At 50.3% G+C, this 23,319-nt stretch carries 19 protein-coding genes and 1 pseudogene; 7 read left to right on the forward strand and 13 right to left on the reverse strand.

The window, feature by feature from the left end; genetic code table 11:
* The 7 genes and pseudogenes from CX651_RS20155 to rpmH all read right to left on the reverse strand — a co-directional run.
* Nucleotides 1–332, reverse strand: a pseudogene (locus CX651_RS20155) (hypothetical protein); the annotation flags it as partial.
* Nucleotides 333–677: 345 nt separating this feature from the next.
* The gene (locus CX651_RS19975) at nucleotides 678–1,319 is read right to left on the reverse strand and encodes a hypothetical protein (protein ID WP_189577803.1); all 642 of its coding nucleotides are present in this window, start codon (nucleotides 1,317–1,319) and stop codon (nucleotides 678–680) included.
* An 881-nt stretch (nucleotides 1,320–2,200) separates the two neighbouring features.
* Nucleotides 2,201–3,562, reverse strand: a complete 1,362-nt coding sequence (gene mnmE, locus CX651_RS13875) for a tRNA uridine-5-carboxymethylaminomethyl(34) synthesis GTPase MnmE (protein WP_101056525.1) — start codon at nucleotides 3,560–3,562, stop codon at nucleotides 2,201–2,203.
* Between the two features lie 80 nt (nucleotides 3,563–3,642).
* Nucleotides 3,643–5,268 carry a membrane protein insertase YidC gene (yidC, locus tag CX651_RS13880; protein WP_101056526.1) on the reverse strand — a complete coding sequence of 542 codons (1,626 nt, stop codon included), beginning with the start codon at nucleotides 5,266–5,268 and terminating at the stop codon, nucleotides 3,643–3,645.
* 3 nt (nucleotides 5,269–5,271) lie between these two features.
* Nucleotides 5,272–5,526, reverse strand: coding sequence for a membrane protein insertion efficiency factor YidD (gene yidD, locus CX651_RS13885; RefSeq protein ID WP_101056527.1), 255 nt, complete (start codon nucleotides 5,524–5,526; stop codon nucleotides 5,272–5,274).
* Complete coding sequence (gene rnpA / locus CX651_RS13890; protein ID WP_101056528.1) at nucleotides 5,493–5,849, reverse strand: ribonuclease P protein component; 357 nt, start codon at nucleotides 5,847–5,849, stop codon at nucleotides 5,493–5,495. Before rnpA ends, yidD begins: the two co-directional genes overlap by 34 nt.
* Before the next feature lie 18 nt (nucleotides 5,850–5,867).
* Nucleotides 5,868–6,005 (reverse strand): 50S ribosomal protein L34, encoded by a 138-nt coding sequence (gene rpmH, locus CX651_RS13895; protein ID WP_011758135.1) that lies wholly within the window; start codon nucleotides 6,003–6,005, stop codon nucleotides 5,868–5,870.
* Between the two features lie 439 nt (nucleotides 6,006–6,444).
* On the opposite strand from rpmH, the gene dnaA reads away from it, so the two are divergent.
* The 5 genes from dnaA to CX651_RS13920 all read left to right on the forward strand — a co-directional run bounded on the left by dnaA (nucleotide 6,445) and on the right by CX651_RS13920 (nucleotide 13,668).
* Complete coding sequence (dnaA, locus tag CX651_RS13900) at nucleotides 6,445–7,833, forward strand: chromosomal replication initiator protein DnaA (RefSeq protein ID WP_039035678.1); 1,389 nt, start codon at nucleotides 6,445–6,447, stop codon at nucleotides 7,831–7,833.
* A gap of 15 nt (nucleotides 7,834–7,848) precedes the next feature.
* Entirely contained in the window at nucleotides 7,849–8,949 is a 1,101-nt protein-coding gene (dnaN, locus tag CX651_RS13905; RefSeq protein ID WP_101056529.1) for a DNA polymerase III subunit beta, read from the forward strand.
* Nucleotides 8,950–8,968: 19 nt separating this feature from the next.
* Nucleotides 8,969–10,051 (forward strand): DNA replication/repair protein RecF, encoded by a 1,083-nt coding sequence (recF, locus tag CX651_RS13910; RefSeq protein ID WP_101056530.1) that lies wholly within the window; start codon nucleotides 8,969–8,971, stop codon nucleotides 10,049–10,051.
* Between the two features lie 16 nt (nucleotides 10,052–10,067).
* Complete coding sequence (gyrB, locus tag CX651_RS13915; protein WP_101056531.1) at nucleotides 10,068–12,485, forward strand: DNA topoisomerase (ATP-hydrolyzing) subunit B; 2,418 nt, start codon at nucleotides 10,068–10,070, stop codon at nucleotides 12,483–12,485.
* A gap of 130 nt (nucleotides 12,486–12,615) precedes the next feature.
* Entirely contained in the window at nucleotides 12,616–13,668 is a 1,053-nt protein-coding gene (locus CX651_RS13920; protein ID WP_229839786.1) for an HDOD domain-containing protein, read from the forward strand.
* A 54-nt stretch (nucleotides 13,669–13,722) separates the two neighbouring features.
* Here CX651_RS13920 and glyS read toward each other — a convergent pair whose 3' ends face one another.
* Complete coding sequence (glyS, locus tag CX651_RS13925; protein ID WP_101056532.1) at nucleotides 13,723–15,792, reverse strand: glycine--tRNA ligase subunit beta; 2,070 nt, start codon at nucleotides 15,790–15,792, stop codon at nucleotides 13,723–13,725.
* Nucleotides 15,793–15,803: 11 nt separating this feature from the next.
* A complete protein-coding gene (gene glyQ / locus CX651_RS13930; RefSeq protein WP_028780936.1) occupies nucleotides 15,804–16,709 on the reverse strand; it encodes a glycine--tRNA ligase subunit alpha in 906 nt (301 codons plus the stop codon).
* A gap of 109 nt (nucleotides 16,710–16,818) precedes the next feature.
* Between glyQ and CX651_RS13935 the strand changes: the two genes are divergently transcribed.
* Together CX651_RS13935 and CX651_RS13940 are read left to right on the forward strand one after the other, a co-directional pair.
* Nucleotides 16,819–17,382 carry a DNA-3-methyladenine glycosylase I gene (locus CX651_RS13935; RefSeq protein ID WP_101056533.1) on the forward strand — a complete coding sequence of 188 codons (564 nt, stop codon included), beginning with the start codon at nucleotides 16,819–16,821 and terminating at the stop codon, nucleotides 17,380–17,382.
* A gap of 103 nt (nucleotides 17,383–17,485) precedes the next feature.
* Complete coding sequence (locus CX651_RS13940; RefSeq protein WP_146226013.1) at nucleotides 17,486–17,734, forward strand: hypothetical protein; 249 nt, start codon at nucleotides 17,486–17,488, stop codon at nucleotides 17,732–17,734.
* A gap of 52 nt (nucleotides 17,735–17,786) precedes the next feature.
* Here the strand turns inward: CX651_RS13940 and CX651_RS13945 are convergent, their stop codons facing one another.
* The 4 genes from CX651_RS13945 to fadA all read right to left on the reverse strand — a co-directional run bounded on the left by CX651_RS13945 (nucleotide 17,787) and on the right by fadA (nucleotide 23,298).
* Entirely contained in the window at nucleotides 17,787–20,963 is a 3,177-nt protein-coding gene (locus tag CX651_RS13945; protein WP_101056535.1) for an amidohydrolase family protein, read from the reverse strand.
* Nucleotides 20,964–21,063: 100 nt separating this feature from the next.
* The gene (locus CX651_RS13950) at nucleotides 21,064–21,534 is read right to left on the reverse strand and encodes an MOSC domain-containing protein (RefSeq protein WP_101056536.1); all 471 of its coding nucleotides are present in this window, start codon (nucleotides 21,532–21,534) and stop codon (nucleotides 21,064–21,066) included.
* A gap of 23 nt (nucleotides 21,535–21,557) precedes the next feature.
* Nucleotides 21,558–21,803 carry a sulfurtransferase TusA gene (gene tusA, locus CX651_RS13955; protein WP_101056537.1) on the reverse strand — a complete coding sequence of 82 codons (246 nt, stop codon included), beginning with the start codon at nucleotides 21,801–21,803 and terminating at the stop codon, nucleotides 21,558–21,560.
* 331 nt (nucleotides 21,804–22,134) lie between these two features.
* On the reverse strand, nucleotides 22,135–23,298 hold the full coding sequence (gene fadA, locus CX651_RS13960; RefSeq protein WP_101056538.1) for an acetyl-CoA C-acyltransferase FadA: 1,164 nt from the start codon (nucleotides 23,296–23,298) through the stop codon (nucleotides 22,135–22,137).
* Between the last annotated feature and the right edge of the window lie 21 nt (nucleotides 23,299–23,319).

Consider the following 23,319-nt stretch of genomic DNA (forward strand, 5'->3'; position numbering starts at 1 on the left):
CCCGGCATGCCTTCAGTCAGATGCCTTGAACGCCAATTGCTGTGTAAGCCAGAGTACCGCGAGGACTTATTCGCACCTTCCCTAAGTAACTCATGTTTCCCTGACACCGGTTCCTCCAAAAAAGGACCTGTGACCGAAGTAGCGGAGGTCAGCATACCTAACGGAGGGCCCTGATAGATTATCTTTCCGCCATGTTTTCTGGCTCCCGGGCCTATTTCTAGTAAGTGGTCGGCATTGGCTATCATCTCAAGATTATGCTCGACGATTATCACCTTTTTTCCTTGATCTGCGAGTAAGGTAAACAGCTCGAGCATGCACTCTACATCGGCCATATTCAGGCCAGAGGAGGGGATTTAAGGACATTCTGCAGCGACCACTCCTGAGTTATACAAAGAAAATACCGCCAAACCAATTGCGGCAAATTTCTTCAGATAAAGGACTGATGTGCCCAGGCTGCCGGTAAGGCGATCGACTTAAATTCGCTTTTGCGGTGGTTTTGTATATCAGGTCGCGGTAGATCACTTGTATGGCTCAATCCTTGACCGTGGCGTCTGCCCTTCAAGTGGTGCACGTCGTTAACTCTTCCGATATCGAGTACATGAAAAAGTCGACGGCGATGCTCGAATTTTTATCCTTTATTCAAATTAAAATTGTTGTTTGGGTGTGGGGGGCGTCTACTATTGGTATTCCGCCTTCCACAAAGTCAAAGGTTCGGCAGAGCACCATTGCCAGAATTTCTTCTCAACCAAGTCACTTGCCTCGGAAGCATCCCGCCCCTCAAACAAGCGCCAATTTTCCTCTGCAAATTTCAGGGCATACTGTCTCAAGTGACCTGTGACTCTCTCAAAATCGGATGGTTCGAGAAGAAATATGCTGCCATTCCTGTAAGACTCCCATGGCTTTTGATCTTTAGGTGGTTGTTGATGATTTTGAAAGAACGCCTCGCTGTAGATGCTGGCCGATCCACCCGCAGACACACAGTTGTCCCAACGTTGGCAGCGAAAGAAAAACTCGTCCTCAGCCTCAGCAGTACCTGTTAGCTCTCGATAGGGGCAAGCTCTGTCCCAAGGCCTATCGATATTGGCTTCCGCCATACCTTTGCGCGCCAGCTCTATTTCATGGGGCTTGGGGAACCTGTCCATCAGCAATTTCGCTGGTTCACCATTCTCGTCTGCCATCAAAATGGAGGTAGTTCCCAAAAGGAACATACCGAGCATGAGGCGGGCGCAAGCTGACTTTGAAAACGATGGCATTAAGTGAAATGACATTCTACCTCCCTGAAGAATTAAGTTATTTATCCTTAAACAGGAATAGGACATTTATAACAATGCCCTTTATCCTTACTTGTGCTGGTTATTTACGAGTACTGGCCTTTGAAGCCGTCCCGTTGTAAGCGTTCAAGCCACCAGCCTCAATGCTCTGTCTTATGGTTTGTTGATTTGGCCGCAATGGCAATTAGAGCAACAATTTCGATATACCAAGTCATACAGTGACCTTGAAATTTTCTTTGTATATAGCTTTTATCACTTGAAGTAATTGAAAGTCATTTTTCGGTGATTATTAAATCAATCCTTCGATGATTCAATTGCCCCTGAGAGTATAAAATACTCAGACATTACACCCTGAAGGATTAATTCATTAGTATGATGACATCAAATTAATCAATTCGTTAAAGTTATTTTTCGGTAAATTATGTAGGAGATGCATTTTCACTGTGTTCGGTGAAATTTTCAGTTTGGCGATTGCTCAGGTCGAGCCGAGTTCACTTCTATTTTTGAAACTCAGCGAACTACATTTAGGAACCGCTATTTAGCTGAACACTTGATTAGCTACTCAAATCCATGCTTTTGGGACCGCTATTCAACCAGTCGCTTACTCTTAATTGTTTTGGCGAGAAGCATATGGTCTTTGTTGTGTTGGTGTTGGGCGGGTGTTTAAGGTTTGTTGTGAACTTACAGGTTTAAGGTGTCTTGCGCTTAGGTTTATTTTGGCGTCCACCTTGTGTATTTGTGGTGTAGCCATAGTCATAAATTAAGCGTAGTGAGCGTGTGCCATCAGTTCTAAGTGTTCGTTTTTCAATGGAAATTAGCCCCCAATTGGTCCCCAATACGGCATTTATCATGTCATTGGGGGCCAACTGGGGGCTAGATTTAGCAATTAACGGCAATAGATGAAAACAAACGGCAAATGACGATCTAATTCACTTCCCGATACAGAAGCTGGAAAAAATTCTTCCCAGTAAATCATCAGAGGTAAATTGGCCTGTGATCTCGGCCAGAGCCTGTTGAGTCATGCGCAGTTCTTCGGCCAGCAGCTCACCTGCCTGATAGACTTCCAGCTGTACTTTGCCCTGCTGCAGATGGTCACCAGCGACTTCCAGGGCTTCCAGGTGGCGGCGACGGGCGATAAAACCGCCTTCCAAGTTACTCTGATAGCCCATCAGGTTCTTGAGGTGCTGTTTCAGCGCATCGACCCCGAGCCCTGTTTTGGCTGAGATCCTAAAAACGTCATAGCCTTTCTCTTCGCTGGGGTTCAGTGATTCACCGGTCAGATCCGCCTTATTGCGTACCACAGTGACGCCGAGGTTTTCCGGCAGGCGATCAATAAAATCAGGCCAGATTTCATGGGGATCAACGGCTTGGGTTTCTGTGCCATCGACCATAAACAATACTCTGTCGGCGGTAGCGATTTCTGCCCAGGCTCTTTCTATGCCTATCTGTTCCACTGTGTCAGTGGTGTCGCGCAGGCCGGCTGTGTCTATGACATGCAGCGGCATGCCATCCAAGTGGATATGCTCCCGCAATACATCCCTTGTGGTGCCGGCTATTTCGGTGACTATCGCTGACTCTTTTCCCGCCAGGGCGTTGAGCAGACTGGACTTACCTGCGTTGGGGCGACCGGCTATCACCACTTTCATCCCTTCGCGGATGATGGCGCCCTGCTTGGCACTGGCCTGTACCAAGTCCAGTTTATCTATGATGCGATAAAGGGCATTGGCAATCTTACCGTCGGAGAGGAAATCCACCTCTTCATCGGGAAAGTCGATGGCGGCCTCGACATAGAGACGCAGATTGGTAACCTGTTCTACCAACTCATGCACTTCGCGGGAAAACTCGCCCTGAAGTGATTGTAGTGCGCTTTTGGCGGCCTGTTCACTGGTGGCATCGATAAGATCGGCAATCGCTTCTGCCTGGGTTAGATCCAGCTTGTCATTCATAAAGGCCTGTTCGCTGAACTCCCCTGGGCGTGCCAAGCGGATCCCCTCGACTTCCAGGACTCGCTTAATCAGCATGTCCATGACGATTTGACCACCATGGCCCTGAAGTTCCAGCACATCTTCACCGGTAAAAGAATTCGGGCCTTTGAAGAACAGGGCGATACCCTGATCCAGCACTTCTCCATGACTTCCTTTGAAGTCACAGTAATCGGCATATCTTGGCTTGGGCTGGTGGCCCAGTAATGCCTGTGCAACGGCTTGGGCCTTGGGCCCCGAGACTCTGACTATGCCAACACCACCGCGACCTGGAGCGGTGGCCTGGGCCACGATAGTATCTGTTGTCACTGCATTAACCCTTGAAAACTTATTTATAAAAGCAAAAGGCGACCCTTAGGCCGCCCTTGAACATTTGACCCGAAATAGGCTTATTTTAAGCCTTTTTTCTCCAGGCCGGCATAGATAATCTTCTGCTGGATAATGGCAACTATGTTACCCACCAACCAGTAGAGTACCAGACCGGATGGGAACCAGAGGAAGAACACGGTAAAGATGACCGGCATCCATTGCATCATCTTCTGCTGCATAGGATCCATAGTCGGTGCCATTGGCTGCATTTTTTGCATCAGGAACATGGAAACACCCATCAGCAAAGGCAGGATGTAGTAAGGATCCTGTACCGACAGATCGTCAATCCACAGCATGAACGGCGCATGGCGCAGTTCCACACCTTCCATCAGTACCCAGTAAAGGGCAATAAAGATAGGCATTTGCAGCAAGATAGGCAGACAGCCACCCATAGGGTTCACTTTTTCCTTCTTGTACAACTCCATCATGGCCTGGCCCATCTTCTGGCGATCATCGCCGAATCTGTCCTTCAGCTCCTGCAGTTTTGGTTGCAGGTTACGCATTTTGGCCATAGAGGTGTATTGCGCCTTGGTCAGCGGGAACAGAATACCGCGCACCGTTAGGGTGATAAGTATGATGGCCACACCCCAGTTACCCACGATGGATTGGAAGAACATCAACAGCTTGTAGATAGGCACAGCCAGCCACCAGAGGAAGCCATAATCCACAACCAGGTTAAGGGTGTCAGACAGTTCGGACAGGGCGGCTTGATCCTTTGGACCTACGTAGAAGTCGGCGCTCAAGGTCATTTCAGTGCCAGGGGCTACTGTCTTTTTCTCGCCCATGAAGCCAATGTTGGCGGTACCTGAACTATCTCTGGTAAATATGGTGTTGGTTTCATTCTTTGGCGGAACCCAGGCCGACACAAAATAGTGTTGCAGCATGGCGGCCCAGCCACCTTCTGTCTTCTTCTCCAGGTTCTTTTCCTGGATATCTTCAAAGTTATACTTTTCGTAGCGGATATCGGCAGTCGAGAAGGCGGCACCACGATAAGTTGGCATCATCATGCTGCTGTCTGAAGGCTTGATAGTTTGTTTTATCTGACCGTACATCTGAACTTGCAGTGGCTCTGATGTGGTGTTGTTAATCTTGTACTCAACGTCTACGGCAAACTGACCTTTGTGGAAGGTGTAGATCTTGGTGTACTTGGCGCCGTTTGCTGCTGTGTAGCTCAATGGAACAGTCAGTGTGTCCTGGCCATCGGCAAGAGTGAATTCTTTGGCGCTGGCTGAATAGGTAGCACGGCCCTTGGTACTGTCTGTACCGCCGCTGCCCATTAGGCCACTCTGGGCTATGTATACGAACCCAGGCTTCTGTTCCAACAGGACGAACGGTTCGTCTTTGTTCAGCTCCAGTTTGTGAGAAACCAGAGCGGCATGAACAATGTCACCGCCGACAGGGTTGATCAGCACATCCAGTTGATCTGTGGTGACTCTGATAAGATCTTTGGACGCCACGGCTGTTTCTTCTGGCATGCCTGATTCGGCTACCGGAACGTCAGCGCTGTGAGTTGTCTCTTGAACGGAAGTGGCAACTGTATTTTCAGTTACAGCGGGTTTGGGTGCTTTATCGGTTTGCCATTGTTGCCACAGCAAAAAGCTGACAAACAGCAGGCCGATAAGCAGTAAATTGCGTTGAGATTCCATAGCCTATTTATTACACCTGTCATTTTTAGGGGGGACGGGATCACTGCCGCCCGGATGTAAAGGGTGACATTTTAATATGCGTTTGATTGCAAACCAACTCCCTTTAATCGTTCCGTGCACTCGCACCGCTTCTATGGCGTAGTGAGAGCAGGTTGGATTAAAGCGACAACGAGGCCCCAGCATAGGGCTGATAAGGAGTTGGTAGGCTCTGATCGCCTTAATTATCAGCCATTGAAACGGCGACTGAGTTTGCGCCATAACTTTTCTACCAGCTTTCTGAGCTGTTCATTATCCATATCCAGCACACCGCCGCGAACCAGGACCACTATATCCAGTGGTGGCAAATCATGTTGATTGAGGCGGAAGCTATCCCGGATCACCCGCTTGATACGATTGCGTTGATTGGCTCTCTTTACATGGCGTTTAGCCACAGTGAGTCCAAGACGCGGATGTTGCATCTCATTGGGTACAGCAAGCAGGGTTATCTCAGCTGAGGAGGCTTTAATGGGGTTGGAAAATACGGTTTTGAATTGCGCGGGAGTTAGCAAGCGTAACTCCCGCGTAAAGGTGTAACGAGTCACCTAGTTGTCTACTCGCAATTAAGCAGACAGACGAGCGCGACCTTTGGCACGGCGACGAGCCAGTACCTTACGGCCGTTCGCTGTAGCCATACGAGCGCGGAAGCCGTGAGAACGCTTGCGCTTCAGGTTGCTAGGTTGAAAAGTACGTTTACTCATGATGGCAATCCGTCTTTGTTAGTGAATTTACCTTATCTCTGTTTGAGGTAAGGGCAAAAAAGAGGCCGAATTGTAATCACTTTAGTCAGGGCAGTCAACACGTGCAGCCCCTCTCAAGGTAATTTATCTCGGCATTTTCGCGATCTGTTGAGCTGTTGTCACCACAGGATGTGGATAACTCTGTGTACGGACACTACATCTTGTGGATCCATTAATCTTTTGGCAGATCGGCGGTCGCTGATTATAGATCAGGGTGGATCGCTTTATAAAGCGGGATTTTAACCGGCTCGCCAAATAGCGGATCTTGGGAGATCGATCTGGATCCGACAGATCTGACTGTTGGGATCTGCCTGGGGATAATTACACTTAAAGGATAGCGATTATTCAGATCTCACTATAGAATACCCTCCTTTCGAGGCGATCTTTTGGGGATAAGTACGTGGCGGTTTCACTTTGGCAGCAATGTATCGGACGACTGCAAGATGAGCTTTCTGCTCAACAATTCAGTATGTGGATCAGACCGTTACAAGCCGAAATGGATGGGGATACCCTGGTGCTTTATGCGCCAAACCGGTTCGTGCTTGATTGGGTTAGAGATAAATATCTCAACATTATCAATCAGTTTTTTACTGAGCATTTGGGCAATGATGCACCCAAACTCAGGTTTGACATAGGTAGTCGTCCGTCGGCCAAGCCTCAGGTACAGGCCCCAACTGCGACCAAGGCCTCTGTCAGCGCACCCAAGAGCGCAGCCGGCAAAGGTGCTACTTTTAATACTGCTGCCGAGCCGGCTGTAAACCACAGCTATCGCAGCAATATTAATCCTACTTATCAGTTCGATAACTTTGTTGAAGGTAAGTCCAACCAACTGGGTAAGGCGGCCGCATTGCAGGTGGCAGAAAACCCGGGTGGCGCCTATAACCCGCTGTTTTTGTATGGCGGCACCGGCCTGGGTAAGACTCACCTGCTGCACGCCGTAGGCAACGGCATTATCAAGAATAATCCCAACGCCAAAGTGGTCTATATGCACTCAGAGCGTTTTGTGCAGGACATGGTCAAGGCGCTGCAAAATAATGCCATTGAAGACTTCAAGCGTTACTACCGTAGCGTAGACGCCCTGTTTATCGATGACATTCAGTTTTTTGCCAATAAAGACAGATCTCAGGAAGAGTTTTTCCATACCTTTAATGCTTTGCTTGAGGGCAATCACCAGATCATTTTGACATCGGATCGGTATCCGAAAGAGATCGATGGTGTGGAAGATCGGCTCAAGTCGCGCTTTGGCTGGGGTCTTACCGTGGCCATCGAGCCGCCTGAGCTGGAAACCCGGGTCGCCATTTTGATGCGCAAGGCGCAGGAGAGTGGGATCAACTTGCCGGATGAAGTGGCCTTTTTCATTGCCAAGCGCTTACGCTCCAACGTGCGTGAATTGGAAGGGGCATTGAACCGGGTTATCGCCAATGCCAACTTTACCGGTCGGCCAATAACCATTGATTTTGTGCGCGAAGCCTTGCGTGACCTCTTGGCTCTGCAGGAAAAATTAGTCACTATAGACAACATTCAGAAAACAGTGGCTGAATATTACAAGATCAAGATGGCCGATATGCTGTCCAAGCGCCGTTCCCGCAGTGTGGCGAGACCGAGGCAGATGGCCATGGCGTTATCTAAAGAATTAACCAATCAGAGCTTGCCTGAGATAGGTGATGCCTTTGGTGGTCGTGACCATACAACTGTGTTGCATGCCTGCCGCAAGATTGCGCAGCTGCGGGAAGAGAGTCACGACATTAAAGAAGATTATGCCAACTTGATTAGAACCTTATCTTCTTAATCAGGGAACAGGACCATGAAATTTTCGATCGATAGGGATGCCCTATTAAAGCCGCTCCAGTTGGTCAGTGGCGCGGTGGAAAGACGCCATAACTTGCCCATTCTGGCAAACCTCCTGGTGGAAGTAAGTAATCACTCACTCAAGATGACGGGTACAGATCTTGAGGTGGAACTGGTTGGCAGTGCTGAGGTCAGTGGCGAAGTGCAGGAAGGGCGCACCACAGTGCCGGCCAAGAAACTGCTCGATATCGTCAAGTCACTGCCTGAGCAGAGCGAAATCAAAATCGAACAGCAGGAAAACAAGTGGCTGCTTCGCAGCGGTCGCAGCCGTTTCTCGTTGGCGACGCTACCGGCGGAAGAATACCCCAATGTCGAGAGTTTCCAGCCTGCCATCGAATTTAACCTCAAGCAGGGCACACTCAAGTCACTGATAGATGCCACTCAGTTTTCCATGGCCAACCAGGATGTGCGTTACTATCTCAACGGTTTGCTGCTGGAAACCGAGGGTAATGTACTGCGTGCCATTGCAACAGACGGCCACCGCTTGGCTCTGAGTCACAGAGAGATAGCAGCCTCTTTGCCGGAAAATCAGGTGATCGTGCCTCGTAAAGGGGTGATGGAGCTGGCTCGCCTGCTGGACAGTGAAGATCAGGATATCCATATTGCCATTGGTGATAACGCCATTCGTGCTACCACAGCCAGCGCCGAGTTCACCAGTAAGTTGGTGGATGGTCGCTTCCCGGATTATCGCCGGGTATTGCCCAAAGGCGGCGACAAGATAGTGCTGGCCAGTCGCAATCAGCTTAAACAAGCGCTATTGCGGGCATCTATCTTGTCCAATGAGAAGTTCCGTGGTGTCAGGGTGCAGCTGGAAAATGCGCTGCTCAAGATCACCGCCAACAACCCGGAACAGGAAGAAGCCGAAGAGATCATCGATGTGGATTATGCCGGTCAGCCGCTCGAAATCGGCTTCAACGTCTCTTATCTGCTGGATGTGCTCAATGGCCTCAAGGCCGATGAAGTCAGGATTACCCTCAGTGATGGTAACTCCAGCGCCTTGATTGAAAACCACGTCGAGGAAGACTCCATGTACGTGGTGATGCCGATGCGCCTCTAGGGGCGACTTTGGGCCATAAATGAGTCTAACTCGTCTCAATATTCAAGCTTTTCGTAATATCGATTCAGCCCAACTGCTCCCCGGCACTGGGCTGAATCTTATTTACGGCCAAAATGGCAGTGGCAAAACCAGTGTCCTGGAGGCGATTTACTTTCTGGGGATGGGGCGCTCGTTTCGCAGTCATCTGTCTCAGAGGGTGATCAATAACCAACAGGATCAGTTGACTCTGTTTGCCAATTTGAGCCTGCCCTCCGGTGACAGTAAGTTGGGGCTGCGGCGGTTTCGCAGCGGCGAAACCGAGGTCAGAATGGATGGCGAGAAGATAAAGCGCCTGTCTGTGCTGGCCGACACCCTGCCTATTCAGGTAATAACCCCAGAGAGCTTTTCACTGTTGTTTGAAGGCCCCAAGGCCAGGCGCCAGTTTATCGACTGGGGGGCGTTTCATTGCGATCCGCAGTTTTATCAGGCTTGGGTTAATGTCAGACGAATTCTTAAACAGCGTAATCAGTTACTTAAGGATGGTGCTGCCTATCAGCAAATCGCATTCTGGGACCGGGATTTTGTCCGTTACACCGAGTTGGTCACCGAGATACGAAAGGCATATGTAGACTCGTTAAATGAACTACTTAAGGGTATAATCGGGGAGTTTCTACCACAGGTTGATATCAAGGTTTCTTTTACCCGTGGTTGGGATAGTAAAACTGAGTTTGCGGCCCTGTTGCAGGCGTCTTATTCCCGGGATCTATCCATGGGGCACACAGTCAGTGGCCCCCATAAAGCTGACTTGAGACTCAGAGTGGGTAATCTGCCCGCTCAGGATGCTTTGTCTCGTGGTCAACTGAAGTTGTTGGTGTGTGCATTACGAATAGCACAGGGAAAGTTGCTTAAACAACAAATAGATAAGAATAGTATCTATCTGGTCGACGATCTGCCGTCAGAGCTGGATGCGAAACACAGGAAGTTATTGCTGCGGCAGTTGAGCGAAACCGGGGCGCAAGTGTTTGTCACTGCGATTGACCCGGCGGCAATATCAGATTCATTAAGCACGCCCCCCAGCCGAATTTTTCAGGTGGAACAGGGGCGGGTAACGGTCATTGAATAACCGATGAGAGAATAATATGTCAGAGAACAGTTACGATTCTTCGAGTATTAAGGTCCTTAAGGGCCTTGATGCGGTACGTAAAAGACCTGGGATGTATATTGGTGATACCGACGATGGCACGGGTCTGCATCACATGGTATTCGAAGTCGTCGATAACTCTATCGATGAAGCTTTGGCGGGTCATTGCAGTGACATAGTGATCACCATTCATGTTGATGGTTCTGTCTCTGTAAAAGATGATGGTCGTGGTATTCCGGTTGCCATTCACCCTGAAGAAGGAGTTTCGGCGGCTCAGGTTATTATGACAGTACTGCACGCCGGCGGTAAGTTCGATGACAACTCCTATAAAGTTTCCGGTGGTTTGCACGGTGTGGGTGTATCCGTGGTTAACGCTCTGTCGGAAAAACTGCAACTGACCATTCGCCGCGATGGTAAGGTTTATGAGCAGTTTTACAAACATGGTGAGCCGCAAGAGCCTATCAAGGAAATCGGTGAAGCGACCAAGACTGGTACTGAAATTCGTTTCTGGCCCAGCCATGAAACCTTTACTGATACCGAGTTTCATTATGAGCTGCTGGCCAAACGTATTCGCGAGCTGTCATTCTTGAACTCAGGCGTGGGTATCCGTCTGGTTGACGAGCGCGATAATAAAGATGAATTATTCCATTATGAAGGCGGTATCAAGGCCTTCGTAGAGTACCTGAACCGTAATAAGACCCCGGTGAATAAGGATGTTTTCCACTTTTCTCAAGAGCGGGAAGATGGCATCACTGTTGAAGTGGCTATGCAGTGGAACGACGGTTTTCAGGAAAGCATTTTCTGTTTTACCAATAATATTCCCCAGCGTGATGGTGGTACTCACTTGGCAGGTTTCCGGGCGGCATTGACCCGTAACCTGAACAACTACATGGAGAAGGAAGGCTTCAACAAGAAGGGCAAGACCAACGCCACGGGTGATGACGCCCGTGAAGGCCTTACTGCGGTGGTTTCTGTGAAGGTTCCAGATCCCAAATTCAGCTCCCAGACCAAAGACAAGCTGGTTTCCAGTGAGGTCAAAGGTGCCGTGGAACAGACCATGGGGGAGAAGCTGAATGACTATCTGCTGGAAAACCCAGCTGATGCCAAGATGATTGTTGGCAAGATTATCGACGCTGCCCGCGCCCGTGAAGCGGCCCGAAAAGCCCGCGAGATGACCCGTCGTAAAGGAGCCCTGGATTTGGGTGGTTTGCCGGGTAAATTGGCAGACTGTCAGGAAAAAGACCCAGGTCTTTCTGAAATCTACATAGTGGAGGGTGATTCGGCCGGCGGTAGTGCCAAACAGGGCCGGAACAGAAAGAACCAGGCTATTTTGCCACTCAAGGGTAAAATTCTTAACGTAGAGAAGGCTCGCTTCGACAAGATGCTGTCTTCTCAGGAAGTGGCGACTCTTATCACCGCCCTAGGCTGTGGTATCGGCCGCGATGAATATGATCCGGACAAGACCCGTTATCACTACATCATCATCATGACAGATGCTGACGTCGACGGCTCGCACATCCGTACGCTGCTGTTGACCTTCTTCTTCCGTCAGATGCCAGAGCTGATTGAACGTGGCTTTGTTTATATTGCTCAGCCTCCTTTGTTCAAAGTGAAGAAAGGCAAGCAGGAGCAGTATCTGAAAGATGAACCTGCATTGACTGAATACTTGACCACTCAGGCTCTTGATGGCGGCAGCATCTATACATCCAAGGATGCACCGGCCATGTCTGGTGAAGGTCTGGAGCGTCTGGTTTACCAATATCGTGAAGTGGAAGCTATCATTGAGCGCTTGGAAAAACGTTATCCAACCAATGTGACCAACCGCATGCTGTATCGTCCGCGGGTGACCGCCGAAATGTTGGCAGACGAAGCCGCTATGACCACTTGGTGCAAAGGCCTGCTGCAGGATCTCGAAGATGAAGAGAACGGCGGCGTTATCTACAAGATGGAAACAGTGCTGGATCCTGAGCGTAAGGTGTATCTACCGCAGCTCATTGTGCGCAAACACGGTATAGATACCCATTATCTGTTTGGTTATGACTTTTTCCATTCCAGCGATTATGAGCGCATTGCCAAGCTCGGTGAGCAGATCTGTGATCTAATTGAAGATGGTGGCTATGTTAAACGTGGTGAGCGGGTCAAAGAGGTCAGCAGTTTTGTTGAAGCACTTGACTGGCTGATAGCCGAGTCCAAGCGCGGTCTCTATATCCAGCGCTATAAAGGACTGGGTGAAATGAACCCCGAACAGCTATGGGAAACCACCATGGATCCCGAGAGCCGCCGCATGTTGCAAGTCACCATTGAAGATGCGATTGCGGCCGATCAGCTGTTTACCACTCTGATGGGCGATCAGGTTGAGCCAAGACGCGACTTTATTGAGGCCAACGCCCTCAACGTGGCTAACCTCGACGTTTAATCAAACTGCTTATTGTTTTTAAAAGGAAGGCTTCTGGCCTTCCTTTTTTATTGGATGTTCGCCGCGTTTACTTTGTTAAATAGTGATTATACTGAACCATCTTGGGTAAAATAATTGCGCAGGAAATCAATTGATAGGACTCTTCAGGAAACTGTTTAATCTCAGGGAAAACGTTGAAGTAGAGCGACCGAAAAGCTTCAACGAAGCCCCGCCCAATATTCAGTATGAGCAGCAAATCTTGAGTCGCTCGCGGGAGATCACCGCCGAGAGCGATGAGCTGGTGGCCGCCGTCGATGCTACGGCTCTGTTTTACAGTTTACTGTTCTCCGTCAGCAGCCAAAATAACGGTGGTGTTGCCAATAAACTCGAAAAGCGGGTCATGAGCGACATTGAGCAGGCTCTGGCCTCACCGCAGCAGATAGCCGATTCTGTACTGCAGATCCCTGGCCGAATACTGGAGCTGGACAACAAACTCAGCGATCCTGAATTTGATAATCAGGATATAGTCGCGCTTATTCAGCAAGATCCCGTGTTGAGTGCCGAGGTTATCCGCATCTGTAACTCGGCGGCATTTCGCCGCAGCGAGCGGCAGATAACCAGTCTTCAGCAGGCTCTGGTTCAATTGGGTAGCAACAGACTGAGACGGATAGTGACTACCTGCATGATGAAAGAGATGATAGATATCAAACCCATCTACTTTCGCCGCTTTGGAGCCCATTTGTGGCGCCATTCACTGCAGGTGGCTTTCCTGGCGGGAGAACTGGAAACCGAAGAACCGGATACTGCTTTTATGGTGGGCCTGCTGCACGATGTCGGCAAGATAGCCATCTTCAAGCTGTTGCTCGATGCATTTATTCAAGTCGAGCCTGGCGAGCAGCCCAAGTCCTGGCTGTTTCGTCAGGTGATGACGGCGCGCTCCTTGTCATTGAGCAGTCTACTGGTGAGCTGCTGGCAGTTGCCCAAGGCATTTGAGACTGTATTGCAACCTTTGGCCAATGTCGGTGCCAAGCCGGAAAATCGTTTAAGCCAGCTGATTTGGCAAGCCAATCTGCTCAGTGAATGTTCTATGCTGGTGCAAGAGGATAAGTTGCCCCCGGAATTGCTGGACGCCTTGTTGAAAGAAGCCAATATCAGCCGGGAAATGTTTGAACAGTGGCATCAGAAACTGCTTGAAATAAAATGAAAAAACGCGCCTTTCGGCGCGTTTTTTAGCTGTTTGGCATCACTGCAACTGCCATCACTGCAACAGTGATATATCGGCCACCCGCAGGAACTGATTTCGCAGCTGGTTCAGCAGTGCCAGACGATTGCGGCGCAGCGCCTCATCGTCGGCCATTACCATCACATCTTCAAAGAAGGTATCTACCGGCTCTTTCAGCGTTGATAACAGGGTCAATCCCTGTTGATATTCCCCTTTGGCAAACAAGGGCTCAAGTTGTGGCTGAAGTGAGCTCAGAACTTGATTCAGGGCCTTCTCTGCATCTTCCTGCAGCAGGGCTGTATCGACTTCGCTTGGCAACTCACCTTCAACCTTGGCGAGAATATTGGAAACCCGCTTGTTGGCTGCGGCCAGAGAGGCGGCCTGTTCCAAGCTGCGGAAATGGCTGACGGCCTGGATACGGCTGTCAAAGTCGGCCGGACGAGTCGGACGACGGGCCAGAACCGCCAGAATGACATCGGTACTGATGCCTTTATCCTGATACCAGGCGCGGAAACGGCCCATCAGGAATTCCAGCACCTCTTCGGCGCAGTTCTGATTACTGAGGTTGCTGCCGTGGGCCTTGATGGCGCTGGCAATCAGCTCGACCAGATCCAGTGGCAGTTTGTTCTCAACAATGATCCTCAGTACACCTATGGCCGCGCGGCGCAGGGCAAAGGGGTCGGCAGCGCCTTTAGGTGCCTGGCCGATACCGAATATCCCGCTCAGGGTATCCAGCTTTTCTGCCAGTGCAACGGCGCAGGATACCGGCGCTGTAGGCACAGTATCACCGGAGAACTTGGGCTTGTACTGTTCTTCCAGTGCCAGGGCAACCGCTTCGGTTTCCCCTTCGAGGCGCGCGTAATGCATGCCCATGGTGCCTTGGGTGTCGGTAAATTCCATAACCATATTGGTCATCAAATCGGCCTTGGACAACAGACCGGCCCGTTTGGCATCGGCTTGGTTGGCATCGATTTTGGCCGCAATGGCTTCGGCCACACAGGAGATGCGCTCCACTCTGTCTTTAAGGGTGCCCAATTGTTTCTGGAATACCACGGTTTCCAGGCTGGCAATGCGGGACTCGAGTGATTGCTTTTTATCTGTGTTAAAGAAGAATTCGGCATCGGCCAGGCGAGGGCGGACAACTTTCTCATTCCCGGCAATGATTTGCGCCGGATCTTTGGACTCAATATTGGTCACAAAGATGAAGTTGGGCATCAGCTTATTGTTGCCATCAAATACCGGGAAGTATTTCTGATCGCCTTTCATTGTGTAGACCAGGGCCTCGGCAGGCACCTGCAAAAACTTCTCTTCAAAAGCCGCTGTCAGTACCACTGGCCACTCAACTAAGGAGGCGACTTCTTCAAGCAGTTCGTCGGCGATATCGGCACGGCCACCCAACTCGGCAGCGGCTTTTTCGGCGTCTGTCTTGATGATATCCATTCTGGCCTGATAGTCGGCAATCACCTTGCCGCGCTCTTTCAAGCTGCTGAGGTAGTTGTCGGCATGATCCAGCTCGAAGCTGGCTTCGCCCATAAAGCGGTGACCACGAACGGTACGTGCCGAGTTGATACCCAACAGCTCACCGGCAACCAGCTTGTCACCCAACAAGATGGTAACTGTGTGCACGGGGCGGATAAATTGAGTCTTGTTGCTGCCCCAGCGCATAGGCTTGGGGATAGGCAACTTGTCCAGGGCGCGCTGTGCCATGGTCGGGATCAGGCTTTCAGTGGTCACACCTTCAACCTTGGCGCGGTGCAGTAGCCATTCACCCTTGTCTGTCACCAGACGCTCGGCTTCGGCAACGCTGATACCATTGCCGCGGGCCCAGCCTTCGGCGGCCTTGGTTGGCTTGCCGTCGGCATCAAAGGCTGAACTGACCGCTGGGCCTCTTTTCTCAACCACTTTATCCTGTTGTGCCAGGGCCAGTTGCTCTACGTAGAGCGCCAAACGGCGCGGCGCGGCATACCAGTGTGCCTTGCTATAGCTGAGTTCGGCCTTGTCCAGCTCTTCGCAGAAGTTGTTTACAAAAGACTCTGCCAGAGTGCGCAGGGCTTTTGGTGGCAGCTCTTCGGTACCTATCTCTATGAGTAAGTTGTCAAAATTCATTAGTTTCTACCTCACTTGCACATTGGGAAGCCCAGGGCTTCACGCGCCTGGTAATAAGCTTCGGCTACCGCTTTGGCCATGGTGCGCACCCGCAGGATGTAGCGCTGACGCTCGGTCACAGAGATGGCGTGACGGGCATCGAGCAGGTTGAAGGCGTGTGAGGCCTTCATCACTTGCTCATAAGCGGGCAGAGGCAGAGGTTTTTCCAGTGAAAGCAGGTGCTGACAGGTTTTTTCGCACTGATCGAACAGACCGAAAAGGAAGTCGACATCGGCATGTTCAAAGTTGTAGGTCGACTGCTCCACTTCGTTTTGGTGGAACACGTCACCATAGGTGATCCTTCCCATTGGGCCGTCGGTCCAAACCAGATCATAGACGCTGTCTACGCCCTGAATATACATGGCAAGACGTTCTAGACCATAGGTGATTTCGCCGGTTACCGGGCTACACTCTAGGCCACCAACCTGTTGGAAATAGGTGAACTGGCTGACTTCCATACCGTTGAGCCAAACTTCCCAGCCCAGGCCCCAGGCACCCAGGGTAGGTGATTCCCAGTTGTCTTCAACGAAACGGATATCATGGATACTGGGGTCCACACCCAGGGCCTGCAGTGAGCCCAGGTACAGCTCCTGAATATTATCCGGTGAAGGTTTCAATACGACCTGAAACTGATAGTAGTGCTGAAGACGGTTGGGGTTTTCGCCATAGCGGCCGTCGGTAGGGCGGCGCGATGGTTGGACATACGCGCTGCTCATCGGCTCAGGGCCCAATGAACGCAAAAAGGTTTGTGGATGGAAGGTGCCGGCACCGACCTCCATGTCCAGGGGTTGAACTATGGCGCAACCTTGCTGCGCCCAGTATTCTTGCAGGGTTAAGATAAAACCCTGGAATGTCTTCACGTCGTGTTTCGTCGTCATATCTACTGCTGTCAGCTATTAATAGAAAATGGTTTCGATTATACCTTGTCGATATAGGCTTATGTAGGTTATTTTTTATCGGATTTAACGATTTAAGGGATTTTGAGTAATGGATATAGTTCGTTGTGGCTGGGTGACCGATGATCCTCTCTATCAGGAATATCACGACAAGGTATGGGGAAGGCCGGTTTATGATGCCAAGGAACTGTTTGCCAAGCTCTGTCTCGATGGTCAGCAGGCTGGTTTATCTTGGCTGACCATTCTCAAAAAGCAGGCCAACTATGAACGCGCCTTTGCCGGGTTTGATCCCCAAGTTATTGCCGGGTTCGACCAAGCCAAGATAGAGGAATTGCTACAAGACCCAGGGATAGTACGCAATCGAGCCAAGGTGAATTCCATAGTTCGAAACGCCAAGGCATATCTGGCATTTGTGGAACAAGGTAATGATTTTTCAGAATTTCTTTGGGGTTTTGTCGGCGGGGTACCCAAAGTGAATCGCTTTGAAACCCTGACTCAGGTTCCGGCTCAGACAACCGAGTCAGAGGCTATGTCCAAGGCGCTGAAAAAACTGGGGTTTAACTTCTGTGGCCCGACGATTTGCTATGCCTTTATGCAGGCTGTAGGCATGGTCAACGATCATCTGTTGGATTGCTGTTGTTATCCCCATGATTAAGTTTTCCCGGCGTCGCCGTTTTTTGCTGCTACTGTTTAGTTCTGGTCCGGGGCCTGGGCCCTTTGCGACGATAATCTATCTGCCATTGTGCATGCTATTCTGGATGTTTATCGCATTTGCTTTGGGTCGTTTATTGACGCTTAGTGATGGTGTTAGTGTGTTTATTGGAGCGCTATTTACATTGCCAACTCTGGCGCTGGTGAACTTGTGGGCCGTTCGGGTGGGTGATACTTTACTGCGACTCAGCTTTGGCAAACAAGCCATCATGCCTACACTCATCCGCTTCCTGTTGCCGGCGCTTGTTAGCTACCTATTGTTATCTTTGGTATTGCTACTACTGCTTATAAAATAAAAGGATGTTCCACGTGGAACATCCTTCCGTTTTACGTCGGGCTTAATCTTTTTTAAATATCTTCAAAGAAGAAGGGCTGGCGCTGCTTCCTATCACCATTGAGTTGATTCATGGTTTCGGCATCATAGAGTTTACCATTGACCATAGTATGAGTGACCCTGTCTGTGACCCTAATATCCTCCAGTGGGTTACCGTCGATAACAATAAGGTCGGCTAATTTGCCCGGCGTTATCGAACCAAGCTGATGGTCCATAGCGAAGGTCTTGGCGGGATAAAGCGTTGCTGTCTTCAGCACTTCCATATTGCTCATACCGCCCTGGGCAAACATCCACATCTCCCAATGAGCAGCCAAGCCTTCGCGCTGACCATGGGCACCAATGTTGGGATGAATCCCCAATTGATTCACCTCATTGGCGACTCTGGCCACATTGAAGTGGTTGTAATGTTCATCCGGTGCGGTAGGCCTTCTCATGGAGCGAGCCCGCAACAGATCGGCTGGAACATATTTTGACAATCGTGGATGAGCCCAGACATCAGTCTTGTCGTACCAATAGTTTTCACCCGAAATGCCGCCATAGGCCACCACCAGCGTGGGGGTGTAACCCACTTGGGTTTGGCTCCAGAACTGCTTAATATCGTTGTAGATTGCTGCTGCCGGCAGGGAGTGTTCCACTGTGGTGTGACCATCGGCAATCATGGTGAGATTATGTTGCAGCAGACTTCCTCCTTCTGGAACCACCATCATCTCCAGTTCTCTGGCTGCGGCTATGACTTGTTGACGCTGATTGCGTCTGGGTTGGTTATAGCTCTTGACGCTGAAAGCACCGACTTTTTTAAGTCGTTCGAGGTGGAATTTGGCATCATCCAATGAGTCTATGTGGCTGGTGTAGCCAGGTAAGTTGGCACCATAGAGTATGGTGCCGGTTGAGAAGATTCGCGGGCCAACAATCTTTCCGGCTTTTTGTTGCTCGCTGGCAGCAAAAATTTCGGTAGTGTCATTGGAGGGGTCATGGATGCTGGTAACCCCCAAGGCCAAGCCGGCATATAGCTGCCAGTTCTGCTGGGGGATGATTTCGCTTTCACCTTGAGCGCCATGGGCATGGGCGTCAAACAGACCTGGCATCAGTGTCTTACCTGAAATATCCACTAGCATGGCATCATCCGGAATTTCCATGTCGGCTTCACCCACGGCTAGGATATGGTTATCTTTCACCAACACCACTCCCTTATCTATTACCCTATCATTCTCCATTGTGATGATCTTACCGCCGACGAAAGCGATTGTTCCACGTGGAACATCTATCTCTGTCTGAAAACCAATCTCAGTAACTTGGACCTTGTCCTTAGCATTCTTCTCTCGATAGTCGTTATCCAGGCTCACTTGATAGAGCTCTGGGCCAAGGGTCCAATAGAGTTGATCGCTGTTGGCGCCCCAACTAATACTCTCACCGGCGCGGGTACTGAGCTGTGTTACCGGTAAATTAGTCGCCTTAGGCCCGATATCAACGGTTTCACCATGCTTGGCGAAGGGGGTGACCCAAACCCGGAAACGTTCCGCAAACGCGAGCTGTTTCCCATCGGGAGATACTCTGAATTCGGTGGCGTGTTTGCTGGTGTAGTGTACCCGCTTATCGAAACCACTAAGCGATATAGAGGCTAGCTGCGGCGTTTCACCATTCTCCATAAAGTAGACTCTGTCGTTGTCGGCACCAAACTGTGGCTGGAAGCCCTGAGCTGAGAGTTTCTTTAGTTCTTTACCATTGCTGTCAACCAGGTAGAGCCCGGGATCCTGACTCCAAGTTTTGGGGGTAATATAGCCACCGGCAATTTTACGAAACACAACTTGTTTGCCATCGGGAGAGAAGGTGGGCTCGATATATTTCCCCGGCTTTTGGGTAAGTGTTGTGGTTTTTCCTCCTCGGGCACTGATGGTTCTAACGCTGCCTTGTTGCTGATCATTCCATGTGGTAAACACCACTCGCTTACCGTCACGGGACCATTGAGGGAATAACTCTTCCAACTGTTCATCCAAACGGGTCAGGCGTTTCGGTTTGCCGTTCGGCAGTTGCTTTACCCAGATTTTTCCCAGAGCTTCGTAGATGACTTTGGTTCCATCTGGCGACACCTGAGCCATGCGCAGCATTTTGACATCCAGTTGCTGCTGATCTATATCCTGCTTAAAGCGCACCGTCGGCTGCACAGCAAGCTCTGTGGTGACATTGAATGGGATCTCTGCCGCTTGCTTGGAAGCCAGTTCGAGCTTGTGGATTTTGCCTTTTGCCCAGAAATAGATCTCTGCACTATCTGGGCTCCAGGCCATAGTGGGATAAACACCGTGTATCGCCCAGGTTTCCTGCATGTCTCTGTCAAGGTCACCATAGAGCTTTTGCTCTTTACCGGAAGCCAGATCCAACAAGTATAAGGTTGACTGAAAACCGTCGCGTTTGATGTAGGCCAACTGTTTACCATCCGGGCTCGGGGTCGGCCTGATGGCGCCACCAGTGCCCTCGACAAGCACTTCGATATTCCCGGTTTGGGTATCGTAGCGTTTTATCTTGTATATGCCTTTGACCGAGTCTTTGGAGTAGTGGAAGGTTTTACCCGGGGTGGCATCTTGGCTGAAATAGATATATCGGCCGTCAGGGGAATAGGCGGGTTCACCCAGGTCTTTCTGATCATTTGGCCGCTCGGTGAGTTTAACTCCTTCGCCACCGGCAATATGATAAAGCCAGACTTCACCGGCACCTAGACTGCGGCTGGCTGTGAAGTGCTTTCGCGCCACCAGATATTGGGAGTCTGGGCTCCAGGCCGGGCTGTTGAGCAGGCGGAATGTTTCATTGGTTACCGGACGCGGATTACTGCCGTCAGCATTCATTACCCAGATGTTGTCGCCGCCATCTTGATCCGACGTAAAGGCAATGTATTTGCCATCAGGGCTGTAGACGGGTTGCATCTGCCAGGCTATGCCTTGTGCCAGAGGTTTGGCTTCGCCGCCCTGAGCGGGAATTCTGTAGATGTCACCCAGCAGATCAAAAACCAGATATTTGCCATCCGGGCTCAGGCTCAGATTCATCCAGGTACCTTCAGATACCTGAATTTTGGCTTGTTCAAGAGGAGCATTCAGCGGGGCATTGACGTCCCACTTGGGGGCTTGATCGTCACTGAATGCCGAAGCTGAAAAGAGCAATGAAACAGCTGTGTACAGAGGGGTTAGTTTAGGTCTCAACATGACAGCGGCCTTATTTTAGTTATCGGTTACCGACTGTCTGTTATCTCACAAATTTATTAACAGTAAAACCTCAATACTGTATCAATTGGTTTTCTGTTTTTTATAAGTCTAAGTTGCGATTTGGCCAACTATCGAGTATCTGGACCGGGTCCTGAGGTCTGATTTTTCCCGGATTGATCACTTTGGCGGTACAGCCACCACGCCAAGCAGGCATTAATGCTGCTTCCAACCCTGGGTGTGCTCGCTCCATTTTGCCGCAAGGGTCTGTTTCTCCGGTAAGTTCAAGCACCAGATGCTCACCAATCTTCAGGTATTTCCCCACCAACTCAGGTGCAAACTCCAGACCATCCAGCAGCAAGTTGGCTCTGCGGCTCGTCCAGGGAAGCTCTGTCTGCAATTGAGCACAGGCTTGTTGCCACTGCTGTTGGGACAATAGTGTCACTTGACGCTTTCCCGGTTTACCGAAAATGTCGCCCTCTACACCTTGAGCCAAACTGACTTCGGCATAAGGTAATAAATCCATTGGGGCGTTTCTTTGCTTTTTATGGGCGATAGCGAGCAGGGTAATCATTAGGTTCCTTCCTGGTAAGTGGGTTAGAGACCTTTCTTAATCAAATATTGATAAGGTAGGTTATCCGTTTGGCTGGCCACCAAGGTGTGGTCCATAAACTGGCAAAAGCTGGGAATATCTCTGGTGGTAGCCGGATCATCGGCGATAATGAGCAGAGTTTCTCCCTCGGCCATATAACGGACTTTCTTGCGAACCATCATGACAGGCTCCGGACACCTCAAACCTAAAGCATCCAGTTGATGTTGGGCACTGGCAAAAACCTGACTCATATAACCTCTTACAACGAGAACAACAGAAGTGGCTAATATTACTCCAAGGCAGCGGTCAAACCAAGTTGGCAGCTATTTTTTGTGCTCTACCGCATTGTTCCACGTGGAACAATGTCTTACTCGTTATTCAGCTCGGGGTTCTACTTCTCATTCAATCAAAGCGCTTTATCGTCAGAGAGCTAACCTCGTATTTGTGGACATCAGGTTAATTAAAGGGGTATCTCTGTGATGGGGATAAACAGCTTTTACATAAAAAAACCGCTTAAGAAATAAGCGGTTTTTCATTGAGAAGGGCAGCTTTTCTATGCCCCTCTGTGTTGGCTATATTTACTCAGACACGCTCAAATACAGTGGCAATACCTTGGCCGAGACCAATACACATGGTTGCCAGACCCAAAGTCGCGTCTTTACTCTCCATCAGATTGATCAAAGTGGTAGAGATTCGGGCTCCCGAGCAACCCAGAGGGTGACCCAAAGCGATGGCTCCACCGTTGAGGTTAACCTTCTCATCGACCAACTCCATAAGACCTAGGTCTTTCACGCAAGGCAGAGACTGCGCGGCAAAGGCTTCGTTCAGCTCAACCAGATCGATATCCGCTATGCTGAGGCCTGCGCGAGTCAGTGCCTTTTGTGTGGCTGGAACCGGGCCATAGCCCATGATTGATGGGTCACAACCGGCAACCGCCATCGACTTGATACGAGCTCGGATAGGCAGTCCCAGCGCCTTGGCTTTCTCTTCTTCCATCACCAGCATGGCAGATGCGCCATCGGACAGGGCCGAAGAGGTACCAGCGGTAACAGTGCCGTTAGCCGGGTCAAACACGGGACGCAGGCCCGCCAGTGATTCTATACTGGTTTCAGGGCGGATCACTTCGTCATAATCTATTTTGATCAAGGCACCATTGGCATCATGGCCTTCGATAGCCTGGATCTCTCTGGCAAAACGGCCTTCAACAGTGGCTGCATGCGCACGTTTGTGCGAGCGAACGGCAAACTCATCCTGCATTTCACGGCTGATACCGTGCATGCGACCGAGCATTTCCGCCGTTAGTCCCATCATACCGGCTGCTTTGGCAACCCGGGTTGCCAGGCCAGGGTGGAAGTCGACCCCATGACTCATGGGAACATGACCCATATGTTCAACACCACCAATGATGAAGGTGTCACCCATGCCTGTCATGATGGCCCTGGCTGCTTGGTGAATGGCTTCCATGGAGGAGCCACAGAGACGGTTTACGGTAACTGCGCCAACCTGCTTGGGGATACCCGCGAGCAGAGAGGCATTACGGGCGATATTGAAACCTTGCTCCAGAGTCTGCTGCACACAGCCCCAGATAACGTCTTCTATGGTGCCGGGATCCAACTGGGGATTACGTACCAGCAGGGCCTTCATCAACTCGGCAGAGAGTGTCTCTGCACGAACATTTCTAAATACACCGGCCTTGGAACGGCCCATGGGTGTACGAATGCAATCTACGATAACTGCTTGTTTCATGGTTAAAATCCTTTCCGCAAA

Source organism: Shewanella chilikensis, assembly GCF_002836945.1.
Lineage (GTDB): Bacteria > Pseudomonadota > Gammaproteobacteria > Enterobacterales > Shewanellaceae > Shewanella > Shewanella chilikensis.